The organism is Aromatoleum evansii (genome assembly GCF_045689615.1).
Lineage (GTDB): Bacteria > Pseudomonadota > Gammaproteobacteria > Burkholderiales > Rhodocyclaceae > Aromatoleum > Aromatoleum evansii.
On the sequence record NZ_CP141259.1, the window covers coordinates 2,129,653 to 2,147,261 of the forward strand.

General features: G+C 64.7%; 24 protein-coding genes. All 24 read left to right on the forward strand.

Features of this window, described 5'->3' with window-relative positions; translation table 11 throughout:
- The first annotated feature begins 48 nt into the window (after positions 1 to 48).
- The 24 genes from U5817_RS09970 to U5817_RS10085 all read left to right on the forward strand — a co-directional run bounded on the left by U5817_RS09970 (position 49) and on the right by U5817_RS10085 (position 17,609).
- A complete protein-coding gene (locus tag U5817_RS09970) occupies positions 49 to 219 on the forward strand; it encodes a type II toxin-antitoxin system HicB family antitoxin (protein WP_407280594.1) in 171 nt (56 codons plus the stop codon).
- On the forward strand, positions 219 to 536 hold the full coding sequence (locus U5817_RS09975; RefSeq protein ID WP_407280595.1) for an HNH endonuclease: 318 nt from the start codon (positions 219 to 221) through the stop codon (positions 534 to 536). Before U5817_RS09970 ends, U5817_RS09975 begins: the two co-directional genes overlap by 1 nt.
- Positions 537 to 615: 79 nt before the next feature.
- Positions 616 to 951: a hypothetical protein gene (locus U5817_RS09980; protein ID WP_407280596.1), complete on the forward strand. Its 336-nt coding sequence runs from the start codon at positions 616 to 618 to the stop codon at positions 949 to 951.
- Between the two features lie 2 nt (positions 952 to 953).
- Positions 954 to 2,630: a terminase large subunit gene (locus tag U5817_RS09985; RefSeq protein WP_407280597.1), complete on the forward strand. Its 1,677-nt coding sequence runs from the start codon at positions 954 to 956 to the stop codon at positions 2,628 to 2,630.
- Positions 2,627 to 2,794, forward strand: a complete 168-nt coding sequence (locus U5817_RS09990; protein ID WP_407280598.1) for a hypothetical protein — start codon at positions 2,627 to 2,629, stop codon at positions 2,792 to 2,794. The genes U5817_RS09985 and U5817_RS09990 overlap by 4 nt, the downstream gene beginning before the upstream one ends.
- Complete coding sequence (locus U5817_RS09995) at positions 2,794 to 4,008, forward strand: phage portal protein (protein ID WP_407280599.1); 1,215 nt, start codon at positions 2,794 to 2,796, stop codon at positions 4,006 to 4,008. The genes U5817_RS09990 and U5817_RS09995 overlap by 1 nt, the downstream gene beginning before the upstream one ends.
- Before the next feature lie 11 nt (positions 4,009 to 4,019).
- Positions 4,020 to 4,670: an HK97 family phage prohead protease gene (locus U5817_RS10000; protein WP_407280600.1), complete on the forward strand. Its 651-nt coding sequence runs from the start codon at positions 4,020 to 4,022 to the stop codon at positions 4,668 to 4,670.
- A gap of 68 nt (positions 4,671 to 4,738) precedes the next feature.
- On the forward strand, positions 4,739 to 6,190 hold the full coding sequence (locus U5817_RS10005; protein WP_407280601.1) for a phage major capsid protein: 1,452 nt from the start codon (positions 4,739 to 4,741) through the stop codon (positions 6,188 to 6,190).
- A 61-nt stretch (positions 6,191 to 6,251) separates the two neighbouring features.
- Positions 6,252 to 6,668 (forward strand): hypothetical protein, encoded by a 417-nt coding sequence (locus U5817_RS10010; RefSeq protein WP_407280602.1) that lies wholly within the window; start codon positions 6,252 to 6,254, stop codon positions 6,666 to 6,668.
- Between the two features lie 60 nt (positions 6,669 to 6,728).
- Positions 6,729 to 7,280, forward strand: coding sequence for a phage head-tail connector protein (locus U5817_RS10015; protein ID WP_407280603.1), 552 nt, complete (start codon positions 6,729 to 6,731; stop codon positions 7,278 to 7,280).
- Positions 7,280 to 7,615, forward strand: a complete 336-nt coding sequence (locus tag U5817_RS10020; RefSeq protein WP_407280604.1) for a phage head closure protein — start codon at positions 7,280 to 7,282, stop codon at positions 7,613 to 7,615. The genes U5817_RS10015 and U5817_RS10020 overlap by 1 nt, the downstream gene beginning before the upstream one ends.
- Positions 7,612 to 8,265 (forward strand): hypothetical protein, encoded by a 654-nt coding sequence (locus tag U5817_RS10025; protein ID WP_407280605.1) that lies wholly within the window; start codon positions 7,612 to 7,614, stop codon positions 8,263 to 8,265. The genes U5817_RS10020 and U5817_RS10025 overlap by 4 nt, the downstream gene beginning before the upstream one ends.
- A complete protein-coding gene (locus tag U5817_RS10030) occupies positions 8,255 to 8,611 on the forward strand; it encodes a DUF3168 domain-containing protein (protein ID WP_407280606.1) in 357 nt (118 codons plus the stop codon). The genes U5817_RS10025 and U5817_RS10030 overlap by 11 nt, the downstream gene beginning before the upstream one ends.
- Before the next feature lie 87 nt (positions 8,612 to 8,698).
- On the forward strand, positions 8,699 to 9,343 hold the full coding sequence (locus tag U5817_RS10035; RefSeq protein WP_407280607.1) for a phage tail tube protein: 645 nt from the start codon (positions 8,699 to 8,701) through the stop codon (positions 9,341 to 9,343).
- Positions 9,344 to 9,345: 2 nt separating this feature from the next.
- On the forward strand, positions 9,346 to 9,672 hold the full coding sequence (locus tag U5817_RS10040; protein WP_407280608.1) for a hypothetical protein: 327 nt from the start codon (positions 9,346 to 9,348) through the stop codon (positions 9,670 to 9,672).
- Positions 9,673 to 9,764: 92 nt separating this feature from the next.
- Complete coding sequence (locus U5817_RS10045) at positions 9,765 to 9,887, forward strand: hypothetical protein (protein WP_407280609.1); 123 nt, start codon at positions 9,765 to 9,767, stop codon at positions 9,885 to 9,887.
- Between the two features lies 1 nt (position 9,888).
- Complete coding sequence (locus tag U5817_RS10050; protein WP_407280610.1) at positions 9,889 to 12,045, forward strand: hypothetical protein; 2,157 nt, start codon at positions 9,889 to 9,891, stop codon at positions 12,043 to 12,045.
- Positions 12,045 to 12,260, forward strand: coding sequence for a hypothetical protein (locus tag U5817_RS10055; protein ID WP_407280611.1), 216 nt, complete (start codon positions 12,045 to 12,047; stop codon positions 12,258 to 12,260). Before U5817_RS10050 ends, U5817_RS10055 begins: the two co-directional genes overlap by 1 nt.
- A gap of 2 nt (positions 12,261 to 12,262) precedes the next feature.
- Entirely contained in the window at positions 12,263 to 13,216 is a 954-nt protein-coding gene (locus tag U5817_RS10060) for a hypothetical protein (protein ID WP_407280612.1), read from the forward strand.
- Positions 13,216 to 14,289, forward strand: coding sequence for a hypothetical protein (locus U5817_RS10065; protein WP_407280613.1), 1,074 nt, complete (start codon positions 13,216 to 13,218; stop codon positions 14,287 to 14,289). The genes U5817_RS10060 and U5817_RS10065 overlap by 1 nt, the downstream gene beginning before the upstream one ends.
- A complete protein-coding gene (locus tag U5817_RS10070; protein ID WP_407280614.1) occupies positions 14,277 to 14,810 on the forward strand; it encodes a hypothetical protein in 534 nt (177 codons plus the stop codon). Before U5817_RS10065 ends, U5817_RS10070 begins: the two co-directional genes overlap by 13 nt.
- Positions 14,810 to 16,261, forward strand: coding sequence for a hypothetical protein (locus U5817_RS10075; RefSeq protein ID WP_407280615.1), 1,452 nt, complete (start codon positions 14,810 to 14,812; stop codon positions 16,259 to 16,261). The genes U5817_RS10070 and U5817_RS10075 overlap by 1 nt, the downstream gene beginning before the upstream one ends.
- The gene (locus tag U5817_RS10080) at positions 16,258 to 16,722 is read left to right on the forward strand and encodes a hypothetical protein (RefSeq protein WP_407280616.1); all 465 of its coding nucleotides are present in this window, start codon (positions 16,258 to 16,260) and stop codon (positions 16,720 to 16,722) included. Before U5817_RS10075 ends, U5817_RS10080 begins: the two co-directional genes overlap by 4 nt.
- Positions 16,722 to 17,609, forward strand: a complete 888-nt coding sequence (locus tag U5817_RS10085) for a hypothetical protein (protein ID WP_407280617.1) — start codon at positions 16,722 to 16,724, stop codon at positions 17,607 to 17,609. The genes U5817_RS10080 and U5817_RS10085 overlap by 1 nt, the downstream gene beginning before the upstream one ends.

Consider the following 17,609-nt stretch of genomic DNA (forward strand, 5'->3'; position numbering starts at 1 on the left):
TGAGACGCATCATCCGGCACCCGGACCCATACATCGCGAGGTGGCGCCATGCAGCTCGATCACGCGGAATGCTGGCTGCACGAGACGGAAGACGGCGAGTGGATCGCTACCTGTCCGGACCTTCCGGACATCTGCGGAGGCGGCGAGACCGAGCAGGAAGCACTCGACGTGCTGACCGCCGAGATCTGCGACTACATGCGCCGTGTGGTGCGGCACTGATGGGCAGGCTCCAGACGCTCAAGCCGAGGCTCCAGACGCTCGGCGGTGGGACGATGAAGACGCTCCCGCGCATCGGTGCAACGCCACGGCAGCGCGGCTCGGGATGGATGAAGCGTCGAGCATGCTGGCTGCGCGAGCACCCGCTGTGCGTCGAGTGCGAGAAGCTCGGGCTTGTCACTGCTGCAACGGAGGTGGATCACGTTGTGGCGCTGGCCGACGGCGGCGCTGACGACGACAGCAACCTTCAGTCGCTGTGCGGCGACTGCCACAAGGTGAAGACGGCGCGCGAGAACTCAGCGAGGGGTAGGGGGGGGTAAAAGTCTGCAGCCTGTTAGGCTGGAAACCGCGCTCCCTCGCACGCACGGAATCAAACCCCCATTTCAAAAGGGCAATCAAATGGCCGGAGTAAAAGGCAGGAGCGGCGGCGCCCGTCCTGGCGCCGGCCGTAAGCCCAAGAAGCGCGTCGACGGCGACGTGGCGAGCACGAAGCAGAAGAAGCCCGTCCCGATCCAGCAGGGCGAAAAGGACATGCTCGAGCTTCTGCAGGACATCGCCCTCGGCAAGACCGAAGCGACCTCGCTGCAGGTTCGTGCGGCCATCGCGGCGGTGCAATACACGCACACGAAGCGGCACGACGGCGGCAAGAAGGATGAGCAGGCCGAAAAGGCGAAGAAGGCGGCCGGGAAGTTCGCCTCCGCACTGCCGCCGAAGCTGGTCGTCAATAACCGCTGACCATGCCGGAATGGAAAACCTCCTGCCCTGACTGGGCGGAGCGGCTGCGCTCGGGCCGATCGATCATCCCGCCGCCGGTATTCCCGGAGACGGCAGAGCAGGCGCTTGCGATCTTTCGCGAGCTGCGCATCGTGGATGCTCCGGGCAGCCCGACCTTCGGCGAGGCGTGCGCGCAGTGGGTGTTCGACCTGGTGGCGTCGATCTTCGGCGCCTACGACCCGGAGAGCGGCCGGCGGGTGATCACCGAATGGTTCATCTGCCTGCCGAAGAAGAATTCGAAGTCCACGATTGCGGCCGGGATCATGATGACGGCGCTGATCCTGAACTGGCGGCAGTCGGCCGAGTTCGCGATCCTCGCGCCGACGATCGAGATTGCGAACAACAGCTATGCCCCTTCTCGTGACATGGTGCAGAAGGACGACGACCTGGACGCGCTGATGCACGTTCAGACACACATCAAGACGATCACGCACCGCGAGAGCGGCGCGATGCTGAAGGTCGTCGCAGCCGACAGCAATACGGTCGGCGGGAAGAAGTCGGTCGGCACGCTGGTCGATGAGTTGTGGCTCTTCGGCAAGCAGGCCGACGCCGAGAACATGCTGCGCGAGGCGATCGGCGGCCTGGCGTCGCGGCCAGAAGGCTTCGTCATCTACCTGACGACGCAGTCGGACGATCCGCCGGCGGGCGTGTTCAAGCAGAAGCTGCAGTACGCCCGGGACGTGCGCGACGGGAAGATCGACGACCCGCGCTTCGTGCCGGTGATCTTCGAGCACCCGCCGGAGATGGTCGAGCGGAAAGAACATCTGCTGCTCGAAAACATCCCAATGGTGAATCCGAACCTCGGGTATTCGGTTGATCGCGAGTTCATCGAGCGGGAGTTCCGCAAGGCACAGGCCGGCGGCGAGGAATCGTTCCGCGGTTTCATGGCGAAGCATGCGAACGTCGAGATCGGCCTCGCGCTGCAGTCCGACCGATGGGCTGGTGCCGACTTCTGGGAAGACGCAGGGCAGTCAGGCCTGACGCTCGACAGCCTGCTCGCGCGCTGCGAAGTGGCTGTGGTCGGCATCGACGGCGGTGGCCTGGATGACCTTCTCGGGCTCTCCGTAGTAGGCCGCGAGAGCGGAACAGGAAAGTGGCTGCACTGGGCGCATGCGTGGGCGCACCGGATCGTCCTGCAGCGCCGGCAAGAGATTGCCCCGCGGCTGCGTGACTTCGAAGCACAAGGCGACCTGACCATCGTCGAGCGCCCGGGCGATGACGTCGTGGCCGTCGCCGACATCGTCTGCCGCATCCGCGACCTGGGCCTGCTGCCCGAGGAAAACGCGATCGGCGTCGATGCGGCGGGGATCGGCGACATCGTCGACGAGCTCCTGACCGATGAGCGCGGCATCGACCGCAAGCAGATCGTCGCCGTCTCGCAGGGCTGGAAGCTCAACGGCGCGATCAAGACGACGGAGCGGAAGATTGCCGGCGGCGAGATGCTGCACGGTGCATCGCCGCTGATGGCGTGGTGCGTCGGGAATGCACGCATCGAAGACAAGGGCAATGCGATCACGATCACGAAGCAGGCCAGCGGGAAAGCCAAGATCGATCCGCTGATGGCCACGTTCGACGCGGTGTCGCTGATGGCGCTGAATCCGGCCTCTGCCGGCAAATCATTCTGGGAAGTGGCCGCATGAAAGCAAAGCTGATCGCCGTGGCGGCCGACTGGTGTCCGGACGCACTGATGGCCGCCGGGGCCGTGGCCGTCTCTTACGGTGCATGGATGGTGTATGCGCCTGCGGGCTGGATCATAGGCGGGCTGTTCGGGATCGCCGCGGGCGTGCTTGGGAGCCGTCGGTAATGGGATTCCTTTCGCGAGCGCTGGAGCGTAAGGCGAGTGACCCGCTTGCGCTGTGGGCGGAGATCGCCAAGTCTGGCCGATCGTCAAAGGCCGGCGCGACGATCAACCTGGACACTGCGCTTCGCGTGGCGACGTGGTTCGCCTGCGTGAAGGTTGTTTCGCAGGGATGTGCACAGGTGCCGTTCAAACTGTTCCGCGAGTCCGAGGAAGATCGCCTGACGAAGATCAAGCCCGCGCGCGACATGCCGCTGTACGACCTGCTTGCAACGAAGCCGAACGACTGGCAGACCAGTTTCGAATTTCGCGAGCAGTTGGTGATCCACGCCATGCACGGCAACGCGTACGCATGGAAGAATCGGATATCCAGCGGCATCGCGGAGATGATTCTGCTGGATCCGGGCCGAATGTGCGTGGAGCAGCCCGACGAGTTCGGGCCGGCGCAGTACAAATACTCGCTCCGCAACGGGCAGGTGCTGCTGTTCCCTGCGGAACAGATCTGGCACGTCCGCGGCTCGTCCTGGATCGGCTACGCTGGCATGGATGTCCTAAAGCTGGCGCGCGAGGCGCTCGGCCTGGCGATTGCCACCGAGGAAAGTCATGCCGGTCTGCATGCGAACGGGGTCAAGTCGTCTGGTGTCTATTCCGTGGACGGGACCCTCTCGACTGATCAGCAGGCGAAGCTGGTCGCCTGGCTGAAAAAGGAAGCGCGGGAGAACGTCGGCGCTCCAATGGTATTGGACCGCAGCGCCAAGTGGCTCGCCACGACCATGACCGGAATGGATGCGCAGCACCTCGAGACGCGTCGCTTCCAGATCGAAGAGGTTTGCCGGTTCGCAGGCGTATCGCCGTTCATGGTGTTCCATACCGAGAAGGCGCCAACCTACGCCAGCGCGGAGCAGTTCCAGATCCAGCACGTCGTGCACACGCTGAGCCCGTGGTATGCCCGTATCGAGCAATCGGCTGACGCGAGCCTGCTCACGGAGAAGGAGCGCAAGCAGGGCCTGTACTTCAAGTTTGTCGCCGCCGGCCTGCTTCGCGGCTCCATGAAGGATCAGGGCGAATTCTTCGCCCGCATGCTCGGCGCCGGAGGTACTCGCCAGGTGCTGACGCAGGACGAGATCCGCGCACTACTCGAATTCAATCCGATGGGCGGAGACGCTTCGGCATTGCACGCGCCCACTGGAAGCCAGCCAGACCCCGCCCCTGCGGACTGAAGGAAGAGACCATGACTACCAAGACCATCGACTTCGCTTACGACCTCAAGGCGACCGGCGACAGCGGCACATTCGAGGGGTACGGCTCGGTCTTCAGTATCGAGGATCGTGGCGGTGACATCGTCGCGCCAGGCGCCTTCACCGAAACGCTGTCGGCGGCAAAGTCCGCCGGGAGGATGCCTGCGATGCTGTGGCAGCACCGCCAGGCCGAGCCGATCGGCGTCTATACATCGATGGAAGAAGACAGCGTCGGCTTGCGCGTGAAAGGGCAACTTGCCCTCAAGACGGCACGCGGCGCCGAAGCGTACGAACTCATGAAGATGGGGGCGCTCAGCGGATTGTCGATCGGTTACCGGGTGCGCGACGACAGCTGGGACCGCGTCACGGGCGTGCGCACCATCAAGAAAGCCGATCTGATCGAGCTTTCGCTGGTCACCTTCCCGATGAATGACGCCTCGCGCGTGTCGTCGGTAAAGGGGCAAATCGAAACGCTGGAAGATCTCAAATCCGCGGAGCAATACCTGCGTGAGGCAGGCTTGAGCCGCACGGAAGCCAAGGCGTTTATCGCCAGGGTGAAAAGCCTCGGACAGAGCGATTCTGATGGGGGCGACATGCAGCAAATCGTCGAAGCGCTACGGCGCAGAGGCGCGGCGCTGGCCTGAAAGCCTGCCAACAGCATCAACCAAACCGACCGCCGCAAGGCGGTTTTTTCATTCTGGAGACCGCAAAAATGAAAGCAACGCACTTCAAATTCGGCATTGCTGCCGTCCTTCTGCTGGCCATGGGTTCCGCCATGGCTGGCGTTCCCATCTTCTCGCCCGACATCATGGCAAGCCTCGCGCTGCTCGGCGTCGTCGGCAACATTGAGTTGATCGAGATCAAAAAGATCATCGACCAGCAAGGCGAGGCGTGGGCCGAGTTCAAGAAGACAAACGACGAGATCCTGAAGGCGAAAGCCGAAGGGAAGGCTGTCGGAGATCTCGAGACCAAACTCGCCAAGATCAGCGCCGACATGGAAAAGCTCGCCGACCTCAAAGAGCAGTTCGATGCCATCGAGAAGAAACTCGCCCGCCCGAAGACCGACAGCGAAGTGAAGGCCGAAGCGGATTTCGCCTCCGAGCTGAAATCTTTCAACATCGCCCTGCGCGCCGACTGCGCGAGCAAGGGGAAGGCGGTCCCGGCTGAATTCGATGCCGAGGGCTACCGACTCTATAAGTCGGCATTCTTCAAGCTGGTGGCCGGCGTGCCGGTCGATAACCTGGAGTCGAATGAGCGCAAGGCGCTGCAGGCCGGCTCTGATCCGGACGGCGGTTATTTCCTGCCGCACGCCACCATAGGTCGCGTCGTGGGCAAGGTCTATGAGCAGTCGGTGATGCGCCAGATCGCATCGGTGCAGACCATCAGCACCAACGACATCGAGGGCATCGTCGACAACAACGAAGCCGACGCCGGCTGGGTGTCTGAACTCGGTACGCGCTCCGATACGACCACGCCGCAAGTGGGCAAGTGGAAGATCGAGGCCTTCGAGATGTACGCCATGCCCAAGGCGTCGCAGAAGATCCTCGACGACGCCGCCACCGATGTTGAAGCCTGGCTTGCCGGCAAGATCGCCGACAAGTTCGCGCGCGTTGAAGGGACGGCATTCTGGACCGGCAACGGCGCCGGCAAGCCGATGGGCTTGGCGTCCTACGCAACGGCCGCCACTGCCGACTCCAGTCGCTCGTGGGGCACCTTCGAGCACGTCAAGACTGGGACGAACGGCGATTTCAATGCAACCACCAAGGGCGACCCGCTGCACGATCTGATCGGTGCATTCAAGGATCAGTACCTGCAGAACGCGAACTTCGTGATGCGTCGCGAGGTGCGGACCAAGATCCGCAAGCTGAAGGAAGCGACGACCGACCGCTATCTGTGGGAGCCCTCCATGCAGGCCGGAACTCCGGATCGCCTGAATGGATACCCGGTGCGCATCGATCAGTACATGCCCGCGCTGGCTACGGACAGTCTTTCTCTCGCTCTCGGCGACTTCAAGGAGGCGTACCAGATCGTCGATCGCATGGGCATCCGCACGCTGCGCGACCCCTTCACCGCCAAGCCGTACGTGGTGTTTTACAGCACGAAGCGGACCGGTGGTGGCGCGGTCAATTTCGAGGCCATCAAGTTCCTGAAGTTCTCCGCCTAATCGGCACGGCGCCGCTTTCCGGCGGCGCCATCCACCTCATTCTCTTCAAGGAATCAACATCATGGAACTTTTCAACTGCATCAACGTGAAGCGCGTGTTGTCGCCCGCTTCGGTCGCGGACAACACCGCACAAGTCGGCCAGATCATCGATCACCAGAACACCCATGCCGCCGTGTACCTCATCGCGACAGGATCGCTGGGCGATGCAGGCGCCGAATTCACGACGCTGCTGGAAGAGTCGGACGCCTCCGACATGACCGGCGCAACGGCGGTGGCTGATGCTGACCTGCTCGGCACCGAGGTGCTCGCCAGCTTCATCCAGAGCGACGACGACAAGTGCTTCAAGCTGGGCTACAAGGGCGTGAAGCGCTACACCCGCCTGACCATCACGCCTGCGAACAACGCGACGGCTGCGCTGCTGGCAGCGGTGTGCGTGGTCTGCCCGAACCTCATGCCCACCGCCAACCCGCCGGCCTGATTTCAGGCCCCTGCGTGAAGAGGGCTCTTCGGAGCCTTCTTTGCAGAGGAGCGCACACACATGACCACCCGACTCATCAGCACGACGACCGAGCCTGTCACGGTTGCCGAGGCGAAGACGCGCCTGCGCATCGACGGCACGGACGACGACGTCGACCTCGGAATCATGATCACCGCTGCGCGCGAGATGTGCGAGCAGCAGACCGGGCGGTCGATCGCGCTGGCGACGTGGGAGCTGAAGCTCGACGCCTTCCCATCGCGGGAGATCGAGCTGCTGTGGCCGCCCATCGCGACCGTGACCCACGTTAAGTACATCGATGCGGCCGGCGTGCTGCAGACGCTGGATGCGAGTGCCTACACCCTCGACACGCATCTCGAACCTGGCCGCGTCGTCCCGGTGTTCGACACCGAATGGCCGACGCCGCGCGACACTGAGAACGCGGTGACGGTGCGCTACACGGCCGGCTACGGCACATCCTGCCCGCAGGCTCTGAAGCAGTGGATTCTTCTGCAGGTCGGGCACTGGTATCGCAACCGCGAGGCGGCGACCGATCGGCAAATGGTCGTCACGCCGTTCGGCGACGGACTCCTCGATCGCTACCGGGTGTTCTGATGGGACTCGGAGCCGGCCAGTTCGACAAGCGCGTCACCCTCCAGTCGAAGTCCGTCACGCGGAACAGCATCGGCGAGGAGGTCGTTTCGTGGGTTGATGTTGCGACCGTATGGGCGCGCGTTGAACCGATCCGCGGCCGCGAATTCTTCGCGGCTGCGCAGATGCAGGACGCGACCGACCACCGCGTGACGATCCGGTATCGGACGGGCGTCGTGCGCGAGATGCGCGTCGTGTGGGGGTCGCTGACGCTGGATATCGTCTCCGTCATCGACGTGAATACCCGGAAGGAAAACCTCGAATTGATGTGTATCTCGGGCGTGAGGACTGCAGCATGAACGGCGTCACGGTACAGCTCGAAGGCATCGAGGAGCTGAAGCGGGCGCTCGCTGGCGCAGCGAAGACGATCCGCACGAAGGCGGTGCGCGGTGCGCTGCGCGAGGCCGGCAAGGTCATTCAGGCGGAAGCGCGCCTGAAGGCCCCTGTGCTGCGGACGGCGACCAAGACGCGCAAGCCGGGCACCGTGAAGCGGGCCATTTCCGTGCGTGCCTCAAAGTTCGCGCGGCAGGACGGCAACGAGGGAGTCTTCGTTTCGGTTCGCCCATTGAAGGCGATGCAGATCCGGAAGTTCAAGGCTTCGCAGGCGGCAGCAGGAAAGAGATTCAGCGGGTCGCAAAACCCCAATGATCCCTATTACTGGTGGTGGGTGGAGTTCGGTCACAACATTGTCCCGCGAAGCGCAGCGGCCGGTACAGGCACGACCGTCTATCAGCAGCGACTCGTCAACGGGCGAATCGTCACCCGGAAGCGCAAGTACAACCTGCAGTCGATAACGGGCCGTCGGCGCCATCCGGTGGGGTTCGTTGAAGGCAAGTTCTTCATGACCAATGCCGCAAAGGAAAAGGGGCCGCCTGCCATCGCGAAGTTCATGCAGTCCGTTGTCCCGCAGATCCAGAAGCTGAACGAGAGGGCATCCCGTGTCCGCTGAATCCGACCTCTACACGATCCTGTCCGGCCATGCGGCCCTGACGGCGCTCGTCTCGACGCGGATCTACCCCGACGCGATGCCCGAAGGCACAGCCTATCCGGTCGTCGTCTTCACGCGCGCCGGGACCGAGCCGATCGGGACCATCCACGGCACGACGCACGGCGAATTTGCCTCGATGCGCGTCGAGTGCTGGGGGAAGACCCGGACATCTGCCGATGCCGTCGCCGCTGCGGTGAATGCCGCGCTGGTCGCAGCGAAGGAAGTGCCGACCGGCCGCGCCGGCGGATTCGACCCGGAAGCCGGGCTGTTTGCCACGACGATCGATGTAACCCTGCTGGCCCTGTAAGCCAGCAACACCCCAGACCCATCCCGCTCCGGCGGGATTTTTTTTGCCCGCCGCGTGCGGGCTTTTTCGTTTCAGGAGCCCGCAAAAATGGCAACCGCACGTAAATGGAGCAATGTGGCAGTGGCGATGCAGTCGGCCCTCGCTGCCGCGAAGACCGTCACCGCCGTGACCAAGGCGAACCCCGGCGTCGCGTCCTCGACTGCCCACGGCTACAGCAACGGCGACTATGTCCTGCTGACCGCGCAGGGCATGTTCCAGATCGACGGCATGGTCGCGCGCGTCGCTGGCGTCACTGCCGACACGTTCCAGCTCGAGGGCGTCAATACGACCGACTTCGACACCTTCACCAGTGGCACCGCCGAGAAGATCACCTTCGGGACGTCGATCACCACGGCGACGACGATCTCCGCGTCCGGCGGCGATTTCGATTTCATCGACACGACCACGATCCACAGCAACGTCCGCACGCAGATTCCTGGCATTGCGAACCCGTCGAACTTCACGATGGACAACATCTGGGACGTGTCGGACGCCGGCTTGGTGGCGATGAAGTCCGCATCGGACGGCCAGGACATGCGCGCCTTCAAATTCACGTTCGGCACCGGCGGCCAGATCATGGTCTTTGCCGGCTACGTCGGTGCGACCTTGCTGCCCGGCGGAGCGGCGCAGCAGCTCGTGACGACGGGCGCCGTCGTGACGATGTTCGGTCGTCCGAACTACTACGCGTCCTGATCATGAGCGCGCTCCTCGAAAAGATGCGGCGCGCGCGCGAGGCGCGCGTCGAGGTCGCCGACTTCGCGTTCATCGTCCGCCGGCCGACGCCGGTGGAGATGGCCGACATGTCGCGCACGCGGGATTTCACCTCCGCCGTCGTCGGGTGGGAGAAGGTCCGCGAGATGGACATCGTCCCCGGCGGCGACCCGCACCCGCTGACCTTCGATGCCGACGCCTGCGCCGAATGGCTGCGCGACCGGCCGGACCTCTACGGTCCGGTGATCGACCGCGTCATGGAGGCATTCAAGGCGCACGTCGCCGCGCTGGAGGAAGCGCAAAAAAACTGACGGCGTGGCTGGACTCGCAGGACTTGCCCGAGCAGGTCCGGCCACGTGAGCAACCCCCCGGAGTCGGCCTCGCGATCCGCGCATGGAACCTCATGGGCGGCATCGACTGGGCCGCACTCCCCATCGTCTGCGAAATGCTCGGCGTGTCCGACGTGGAAACCTTGATCACACAGCTGGTCGCGATCAGGGACCACCAGAACCAGAACAGGGAATGACATGGCACTGGCCACACTGACCATCGACATCAATGCCCGGCTCGCGAACATCGAGCGCGACATGGGCAAGGCGGCGCAGATTGCCCAGCGCAACGCCGACAAGATGGCGAAGGCGTTTGCAGGCGTCGGCACGGCGCTGGCTGGCCTTGGCGGTGTCGCCGTGGCCTCGCAGTTCGCCGTGTGGGTCAAGGGCGCTGTTGATGCTGCAGACCGCCTTGACGAGCTTTCGGAGCGCACGGGCGTTGCCGTCGAAACCCTGAACGGCCTCGATTACGCCATGAAGCTCTCGGGCGGATCGTCCGAGGAACTGGAGAAGGGTCTCCAGAACCTGAACAAGCGGCTCTCCGAAGTCGCCGCCGGCGACAAATCCAGCACGGCGCTGTTCCGCTCGCTCGGCATCGGTGCCAAGTCGGCGGAAGAGGCGCTGCTGCAGCTCGCCGACGTGTTCCCGCGGCTCTCCAAGGCCGATCAAGTCCGCGTCGGGAACGATCTACTCGGGAAGTCCTACGCCGCCCTCGTGCCGCTGCTCGCGCAGGGGCGCGCCGGCCTGCAGGGGATGATCGAGGAAGGCCAGCGGCTGAACCCGATAACCGCGGAGATGGCGAAGCAGTCCGCGGAGTTCAACGACAATCTCGACCGCCTGCAGACCCTCGCGAACGGCGCGGCGACGCAGATCGGCAACGGCCTGATTCCGCAGATCAATGAACTGCTGCGCGTCACGCTGGAGGCGAACCGGGAGATCGGCAACCTCCCATCGACCCTGAACGCGCAGATCAACGCGTCGATGGGCGTCGGCGATGGCGCGAACATCCGCGAGCGCATCGCCGACGTCGATCGCATGATCGCCAAGACCGACGAATGGGAGAAGCGCTTCCCCGGCGGGCTGATCGGGATGATGGTCGGCGTGCGCGGATCCAGTCTGCGCGATCTGCGCGACGTGCTCGCAGCGCAGGAGCGCATCCAGGCGCAGGCCGGCATCTCCGCGGACAACGCAGACCGCCTCGACCGGCTGGCGCAGGGCGGCACGCGGACCCAGATCAAGCTGCCGCCGATCGGCAGCACGGGCACGCCGAAGGCCGCAAAAGCCCTCAAGGCTGAAGACGTACTCGGCGACTTCCTGAAGGACGTCGAAGCCGCGGTGAAGCCTGCGGAAGACGCCATCGCCCGATTCCGCGACATCCAGCTCGACGCCGCCACGGCCGGCGCTGAGCTGACGAAATCTGAACGGGCCTTCCTCGAGATCGCGAACTCCCCGGAATGGGAGCGGATGCCCGAGTCCTACCGCGACCTCGTGCGGGCTGAATTCGACGCTGCGAACGGGGCGGAGCGTCTTGCGAAGAAGCAGGCAGACCTGAACGATCTTCTCGAATCCCCTTCGCTTAAGCGCCAGCGCGCGGACATGCTCCTGCTCGCAGAAGCCTACGAGAAAGGCAGGTTCGGACTCGTCGGAAGCGAAGCGGCAATGAAGAAGTACGGCGATACCGTGAACGATGTTCTCGGCAACGTCGCGACCAAGACGGACGAGGCAACCGGCGTGATGGACGAATTCGCCAAGCAGGCCGCACGCAACATGCAGGACGCGTTCGCCGACTTCCTCTTCGATCCGTTCTCGAAGGGGATCGAGGGCATGCTCGACGGCTTTGCGCGTGTCGTGCGGCGCATGATCGCCGAAGCCTTGGCGGCGGAACTGGCGCAGAAACTGTTCGGCAGTCTCGTGAGCGGCGGCCAGGGAGGTGGTCTGCTCGGTGCCGGCCTGAGCTTCCTCACGGGCCTCGGTGGGGGTGCTCCGGTCTCTGAGCGGTCTTTCACCCCTGTCCCGTCTGCTCTCGGGAACGCCTTCGCAGGCAAAGACCTTGAGCCGTTTGCCAAGGGCGGCGCATTCGGAAATGGCGAGGTGCTCGATCGCCCAACGTACTTCCGGTTCGCCTCGGGCGGCGCTTGGCGCAACGGTGTGGCAGGGGAGGCCGGCCCCGAGGCGGCGCTCCCGCTGAAGCGCATGGCCAACGGCAAACTCGGCGTGTACATGGAAGGCCAAAGCGGCAGGCAGCGGGGCCAGCAGCCGACAGTTATTCGCCCTGTGATCTCCCCCGAAATGGCGAACATGACGATGCGTGAATGGGTCGAGGGCTGGCTCGCGCGCGAACTGGCGGGGGGCTGATGAGCATTCGCACCTATCCCGCGCTGATCCGCGACGGCCAGGCTGCACTCGTCGTCTTCTCCGGTACGCCTGATCGCGTCGTCAAATGGACGCTCGCTGGCCTTGGAGCACTTACGCCGCTGTCCGGCATGACCGATCACAACGGGCAGGCTGCCGCACGGTTCGTTCCGGCTGGCGCCGGGAGTGTGACGTTCACCGTTGAGTGCGGGGCCTGACGATGGCACTTGAACTGCTCGCCGGGCCGTTCGCGGTCACGAACAAGCTGACCGCAGCTGCTGTCGGCGACAGCATCTCGGGCTCCCCGATCTGGATCGACGGTCGTGGGCTCGTGTTGCCGATCATCAACGAAGGCGTCTATGTCGTGCAGCTTGACGGGGCGGCATATTCGGTGATCGATGACAGGTCGCTCACATACGGACTCGCCCTCATCGGGACGGGCAGCGACCCGATCGGTCGTAGACGGTGGCACGGTCTCGCTGATGAACTGGGGACGTTCGGAGAGTGGGATATCGACGGCGTGACGCTCTACAAGAGCGATCAGTTCGCGTCGGACACTCCGTCGCCGCTCGGGCACAACTACGCGCGCCTGCATGACCGCTACATCTACCCGATCGGCGGGCGCATCGACTGGAAGCCGCTTGACCTGTCCGCAGGATGGGTTGCGGAAGCCTCACTCGCCGGCCTCGCGAATGCCGCATCGCTGTCTTGGGGAACGCTGCGCGACGAGATCATCGTTGGCACCTCTGACGGCCGTGTCGTGCGGTATGACTGGGTCGCGAAGGCCTTTCGCGGTGCAATCCAGACCATCGGTCTGACCTGCAAGGGGATCTGGTGGAGTGCGCTGCACGGCGTCTATCTCTCCCTGCACGATGTCGGCTCGACGCTCGAGCTGCGCGTGTGGGCGGCAACCGTTCGGCCGGCGAGCGTGAGCCCCCCGGCGCCTGACGCCACGATCACCGCAGGACTGCGCACCCGCATTACGGCGCGCGTGCTCGGCGCGAACTCTGACCCATGTGAAGGCGAGGTCGTCGCCTGGACGCTGACCGGAGTCGGCGCGCTCACGCAGGCGGCGAGCTACACGGACGCCGACGGCTACGCAGAAACCTACTACCAGGCCCCGCTCGACGGCGCCAGCGCCGCGATCGACATCACTGCGGAGGTCGCCATCTGATGCTCTGCCAGACCTACGAAGGCGATCTGATCCCGCATCGCACCGTTGCGGAGATGGCCGGCACGGCACATTTAATCCCGAGCGCGAGCTACAACGAGGACATCCTCGGCGCCGACGGCTTCGAGTGTATCGATCGCGTCGACGGGATTTACTTTGCAGCCGACGAAGGGGCGCTGGCAGATTCTGGGGCGCTGGTTGTTACTGGCTGGACGCGACAGAGATGGTGGCCCGGCTGGGGTCGTTACCGCTGGGAGTTCGACGCCGAAACCGGCGCCTTTCTGCGTCGCGCAGACACGCCCGGAAGCTACTACGCGCAGGACGTCTACCAGGGGGCTGGCGGCGAGCTGTGGCTCTTGCTTGTCACCGGGCCGCTGCAGTTGCTCGGCCCGGACTACCAGCCGAGCGGGACGCAACTGCTGCCGGCAACGTACGGCGCAATCACGTTCCGCGCCGTGCTCGTCGATCGCATGCGCAACCGCATCGTGATGACGCGTGACACAGCCATCACGATCGAGGTTCGCGCGCTCGATACCGGCACGCTGCTGCACACGATCATCCCGCCGAGTCGCCCGCGCGATATCTGCCACGAGGAAGGCTCGCGCTGCTATGTCCTCACCGAAACGCGCGACGTGCTCCTGCTCGACTACATGACCGGCCGCTGGATGGGTGCCGTGAAGCTCACCGGCATCAGCGGCGCCAACGCACGCATCGCCTGGGACAAGCGCTACCGCCGTCTCGCCGCGATCGAGCAACCTGCCGCACCGATCGGCTACACGAATCAGGTCGGCGCCGTCGGCTTCTCCATGCGCCCCGTTGCCACGCACCTTTGCACGCCGATCCCGTTGAAGCGCCTGCGCGCAGGTGAATCCGTGCCAGTGCTCGTGAAGGCCGTCGGCGACATGGGCGAAGGCATCCCGTCGGCCGTCTCCGTCAGCGTCGTCGGCCCCGCGCTGTCGTCGCCGCGCAACGTCGTCGCGCTGGATGGCGCAGGGGAGGGTGTCGCGGTCGTTGATGCCGTCTCCGCAGGCTCGGACACGCTTTCCCTTTCGATGGATATTCCATGCCAACTCTGACCGCATCCGCGTCTTTCACGATCGGGGCAGGCGCTTCGACCGTCGAATCTGCGACCGTCACGATTCTTCCGGCCCTGGCCGGCGGCACGGGTCGCGGGCGACTCGTTCACCCGACGCTCGGGACTTACGACTACGAGCACCAGCCGGACCACTGGACCAACATCGACGGCGATCTAATCGTTCCCCCGATCTGGGCGAGCGAGAAGACCCTGCTTGGCGCGTCGAACACCCTTATGACCGGGCATATCCGCGATGTCACCGTCACGGAGCAATGGACGGCCTTCGCCACGAAGATAGCCCACGTTCGCGCGCTGCTGCTGTTCTGGCAGAACCCGCCGGACCCGGATAACGGTTTCGTTGAGTGGTGGCCGAACTACACCAGCGCGCAGGGATTCAAGGTTGCGATGGTGGGGCTCGAGGTCGGCGGCGAGGAGGTAACGCTCGACTGGATCTCGCGCCGGCATTCGTTCGTCACCGAAGGCGTGATCCTGCGGATGCGGATCATCGATCGGGTGAGCTGATGCGGATCGATTGCTCTGCACTTTCCGCCGACACTCTGCGGTCCGTGACGGTAACGCTCTACAAAAGCGCGACGCTCGCGGAGATCGTGAGCGGAACGGCGGGAGGGGGCTTCGACCTCTCGCCGTTCGTGTCAGGTGGAAGCCAGACGGCGCAGGAGGCGAGTCTCCGCCTGTCGTGGCATTCCGAGTTGTATGGCGCGAACCAGCCGGCATCCGGCGATCTGCTGAAGATCGCGCAAAACGGCGTGAGCATCTTCGTCGGCATCGTGGAGGGAATCAACGACTACCGCCTACAGTCTGGCGAGCGCTCCATGACGATCACCGCACGCAGCCGCGACGCTTTCCCGTTCTGGCGCAGCGTTCGGCGCGTGACCGACATCTATCCGATGGCGACGCGCCTGGAGATTATCGCGCGGGACATCGCGGACGAATGCGGTCTGACCGAGGCGGAGATCGATCTCCCGGCGATTCTGTATGCAGTGCCTCACAGCAATGTCCAGATCGCCGACCTGTCGGCGTGGGACATGCTTGAATCGCTGCTACTGCCCGCCGGCCTGTCGCCGTTCATCGACGCGCGCGGCCGGCTCAAGGCGCGCAGCCGCGACGTCACCCGGGCGGCCGACCAAACCATCACCGAAGACCGTATCGTCTCCGTGACCGGATCCCGCTCGCGCCCGCCGATCAGCAGCCTGAAAGTGAAGTGGCTCGACCCGCTGCTGACCGAGGTCGCACAGCAGGATCAAGCGCTCGCCAATGCGAACATCACGGCCGGATTCTTCCAGCTGCGCCAGCGGCAGGACGTCTATTGGTCCGACGACCGCACCCAGCGCGCGAAGAATACTCGGCTCGTGGTGAAGCAGAGCGCGAACTCTGGGATTCTGCCCGTCTGCGACGAGGACTACGACCAGACGGCGCACACCGGTGGCCGGATCACGCTCACGACGTCCGCGTTTGTCCCGGGCCTGATCGGCGCCTTCCTCGGGCTCAAGATCGCTTGGGCAATACCCGATATCGCGCCGCCGTTCGGCGGGCCGACTGCCACCCTCGGCAAACAAATCGCCGCTGGCCTCGAATTCGGCGTACTACTGACGATGGCCAGCATCGGTACCGGCGTCTATGAGGTGTGGGGCACCCCCTACGACTTCGTGCACGCCCGCCACACGACGGAAGCATACGACCCGGCCGCGCCGGAATGGCTCGAGGCGGCCGAGATCATCGAAACCGACCTTGTGCAGAACGATGCCCACGCTCAGGCCATCGCCGCGCGCGAGCTGATCTACCGCGCCCGCTCGGCGCGGTCCTACGGAATGACCATCGTCGACGACCCGCGCATCGAGCCCGGCGACATCATCGCCACGCCAGATGGCGCCCGACTCTACGTCACCGGCTACCGGCGCAACCTGTCTCCCGGCGCGCCGGCCGTGCTCGAACTGGAGGGCTTCGCGGCATGAGTCTCCTGACCAACATCACGCAAGCGCAGATCAACGCGAACAAGACCGATCTCGACGGCAAGGTTCTGACGCGGCCTGCGCTTCTGGTCACGGACGGCGTCGCGCTGATCTACGCGGTCGACGTCGATATAGGCGCCAAGGGCGAGGTCTTGAAGAATGTTCCGCTCGCCCGCGCGAATCACGACCTCCTGTACGCAGAGCCGGGCAACGCCTGCCGACTGCGCCGCACGGCTGACGGGAGATTCGAGGTTGTCGGATTCAGCAAAGAGATGCCGGGCCGCTACGACCGGTTCTCTGTCGATCTGGGCACGTTCGCTATTGGCCCGACCGTGGCCTTCGGTGTGGATGCCCGCCCCCTGACCTATGCCGAACTCGCCACGCTGCCCGGCGGGTACGGCTCCGCTCCCTATGGCGCCACCGGCATCTTTCAAGGTGGCGCGCTGATTGAGGTGAAAGTCTGATGACTCTCTCGTTGCTCCGGTTCGCCAACGGCGACACCAACTACGTCGCAAAGCACAACAGCAACGCGGATGCGCTGGAAGCGGAGGCGGAGAGCGTACGACAGTCGCTTGCCGCTGGATTCGGCGCAGCCGTCTCGCTCGGCGCCGCGTTTCCTGCGCTCTTTGGCTCCTCCGCTGCAGTGATCGGCGCCAACAGCTACAAATGCACCGGCGCCAGCACGATCCTGACGGTTCAGGCCGGCTACGCGTGGTTGCCGGCTGCGGCGCTCGTGGTATCCCGCGCCGCGTCCGCGACGATCGACTTCAACGGCCTGGCTGCCGCGACCTACTACGTGAGCGCCGATGCCACTGGAACGCCGGTGCGCAACACGTCGGCGACGGACGCCCTCTACAGCGTCGTTTGGACCGGCTCGGCATTCGGCGCGATCACGCGTACCGCAAAGGTCGTGTGGGGCGCAGCGGACCAGATCGCCGCGCAGGACTCGACGGCGATGGGGGCGACCTACGAAACCCTCGACGCCATCCTCGAGGCCATCGCAGCGGCTGCAAGCGCAGGTGCGAAGCCGTACATCCCGGAGATCGCGAGCGTCACCTACGCCGCGTCGATGACCGCCGACTTCGCTGACGCCGACGTCATCCGCATCACGCTCGCCGGCAATCCGACGATCACGCTGGCCGGGGCTGCAGACGGGCAAAAGTGCGTGCTCGAACTGAAGCAGGACGCAACCGGCGGTCGCGCCGTGACCTGGAGCGCGAACGTGCGCTACGGCACCGATCTCCCGTCCATCACGCTTTCAACGGCCGGCGGTGCGCTCGACCGCGTCGGGCTGATCTACAACGCATCCGCGGCGAAGTATGACGTCGTGGCGCTTCAGCGGGGGTTCTGA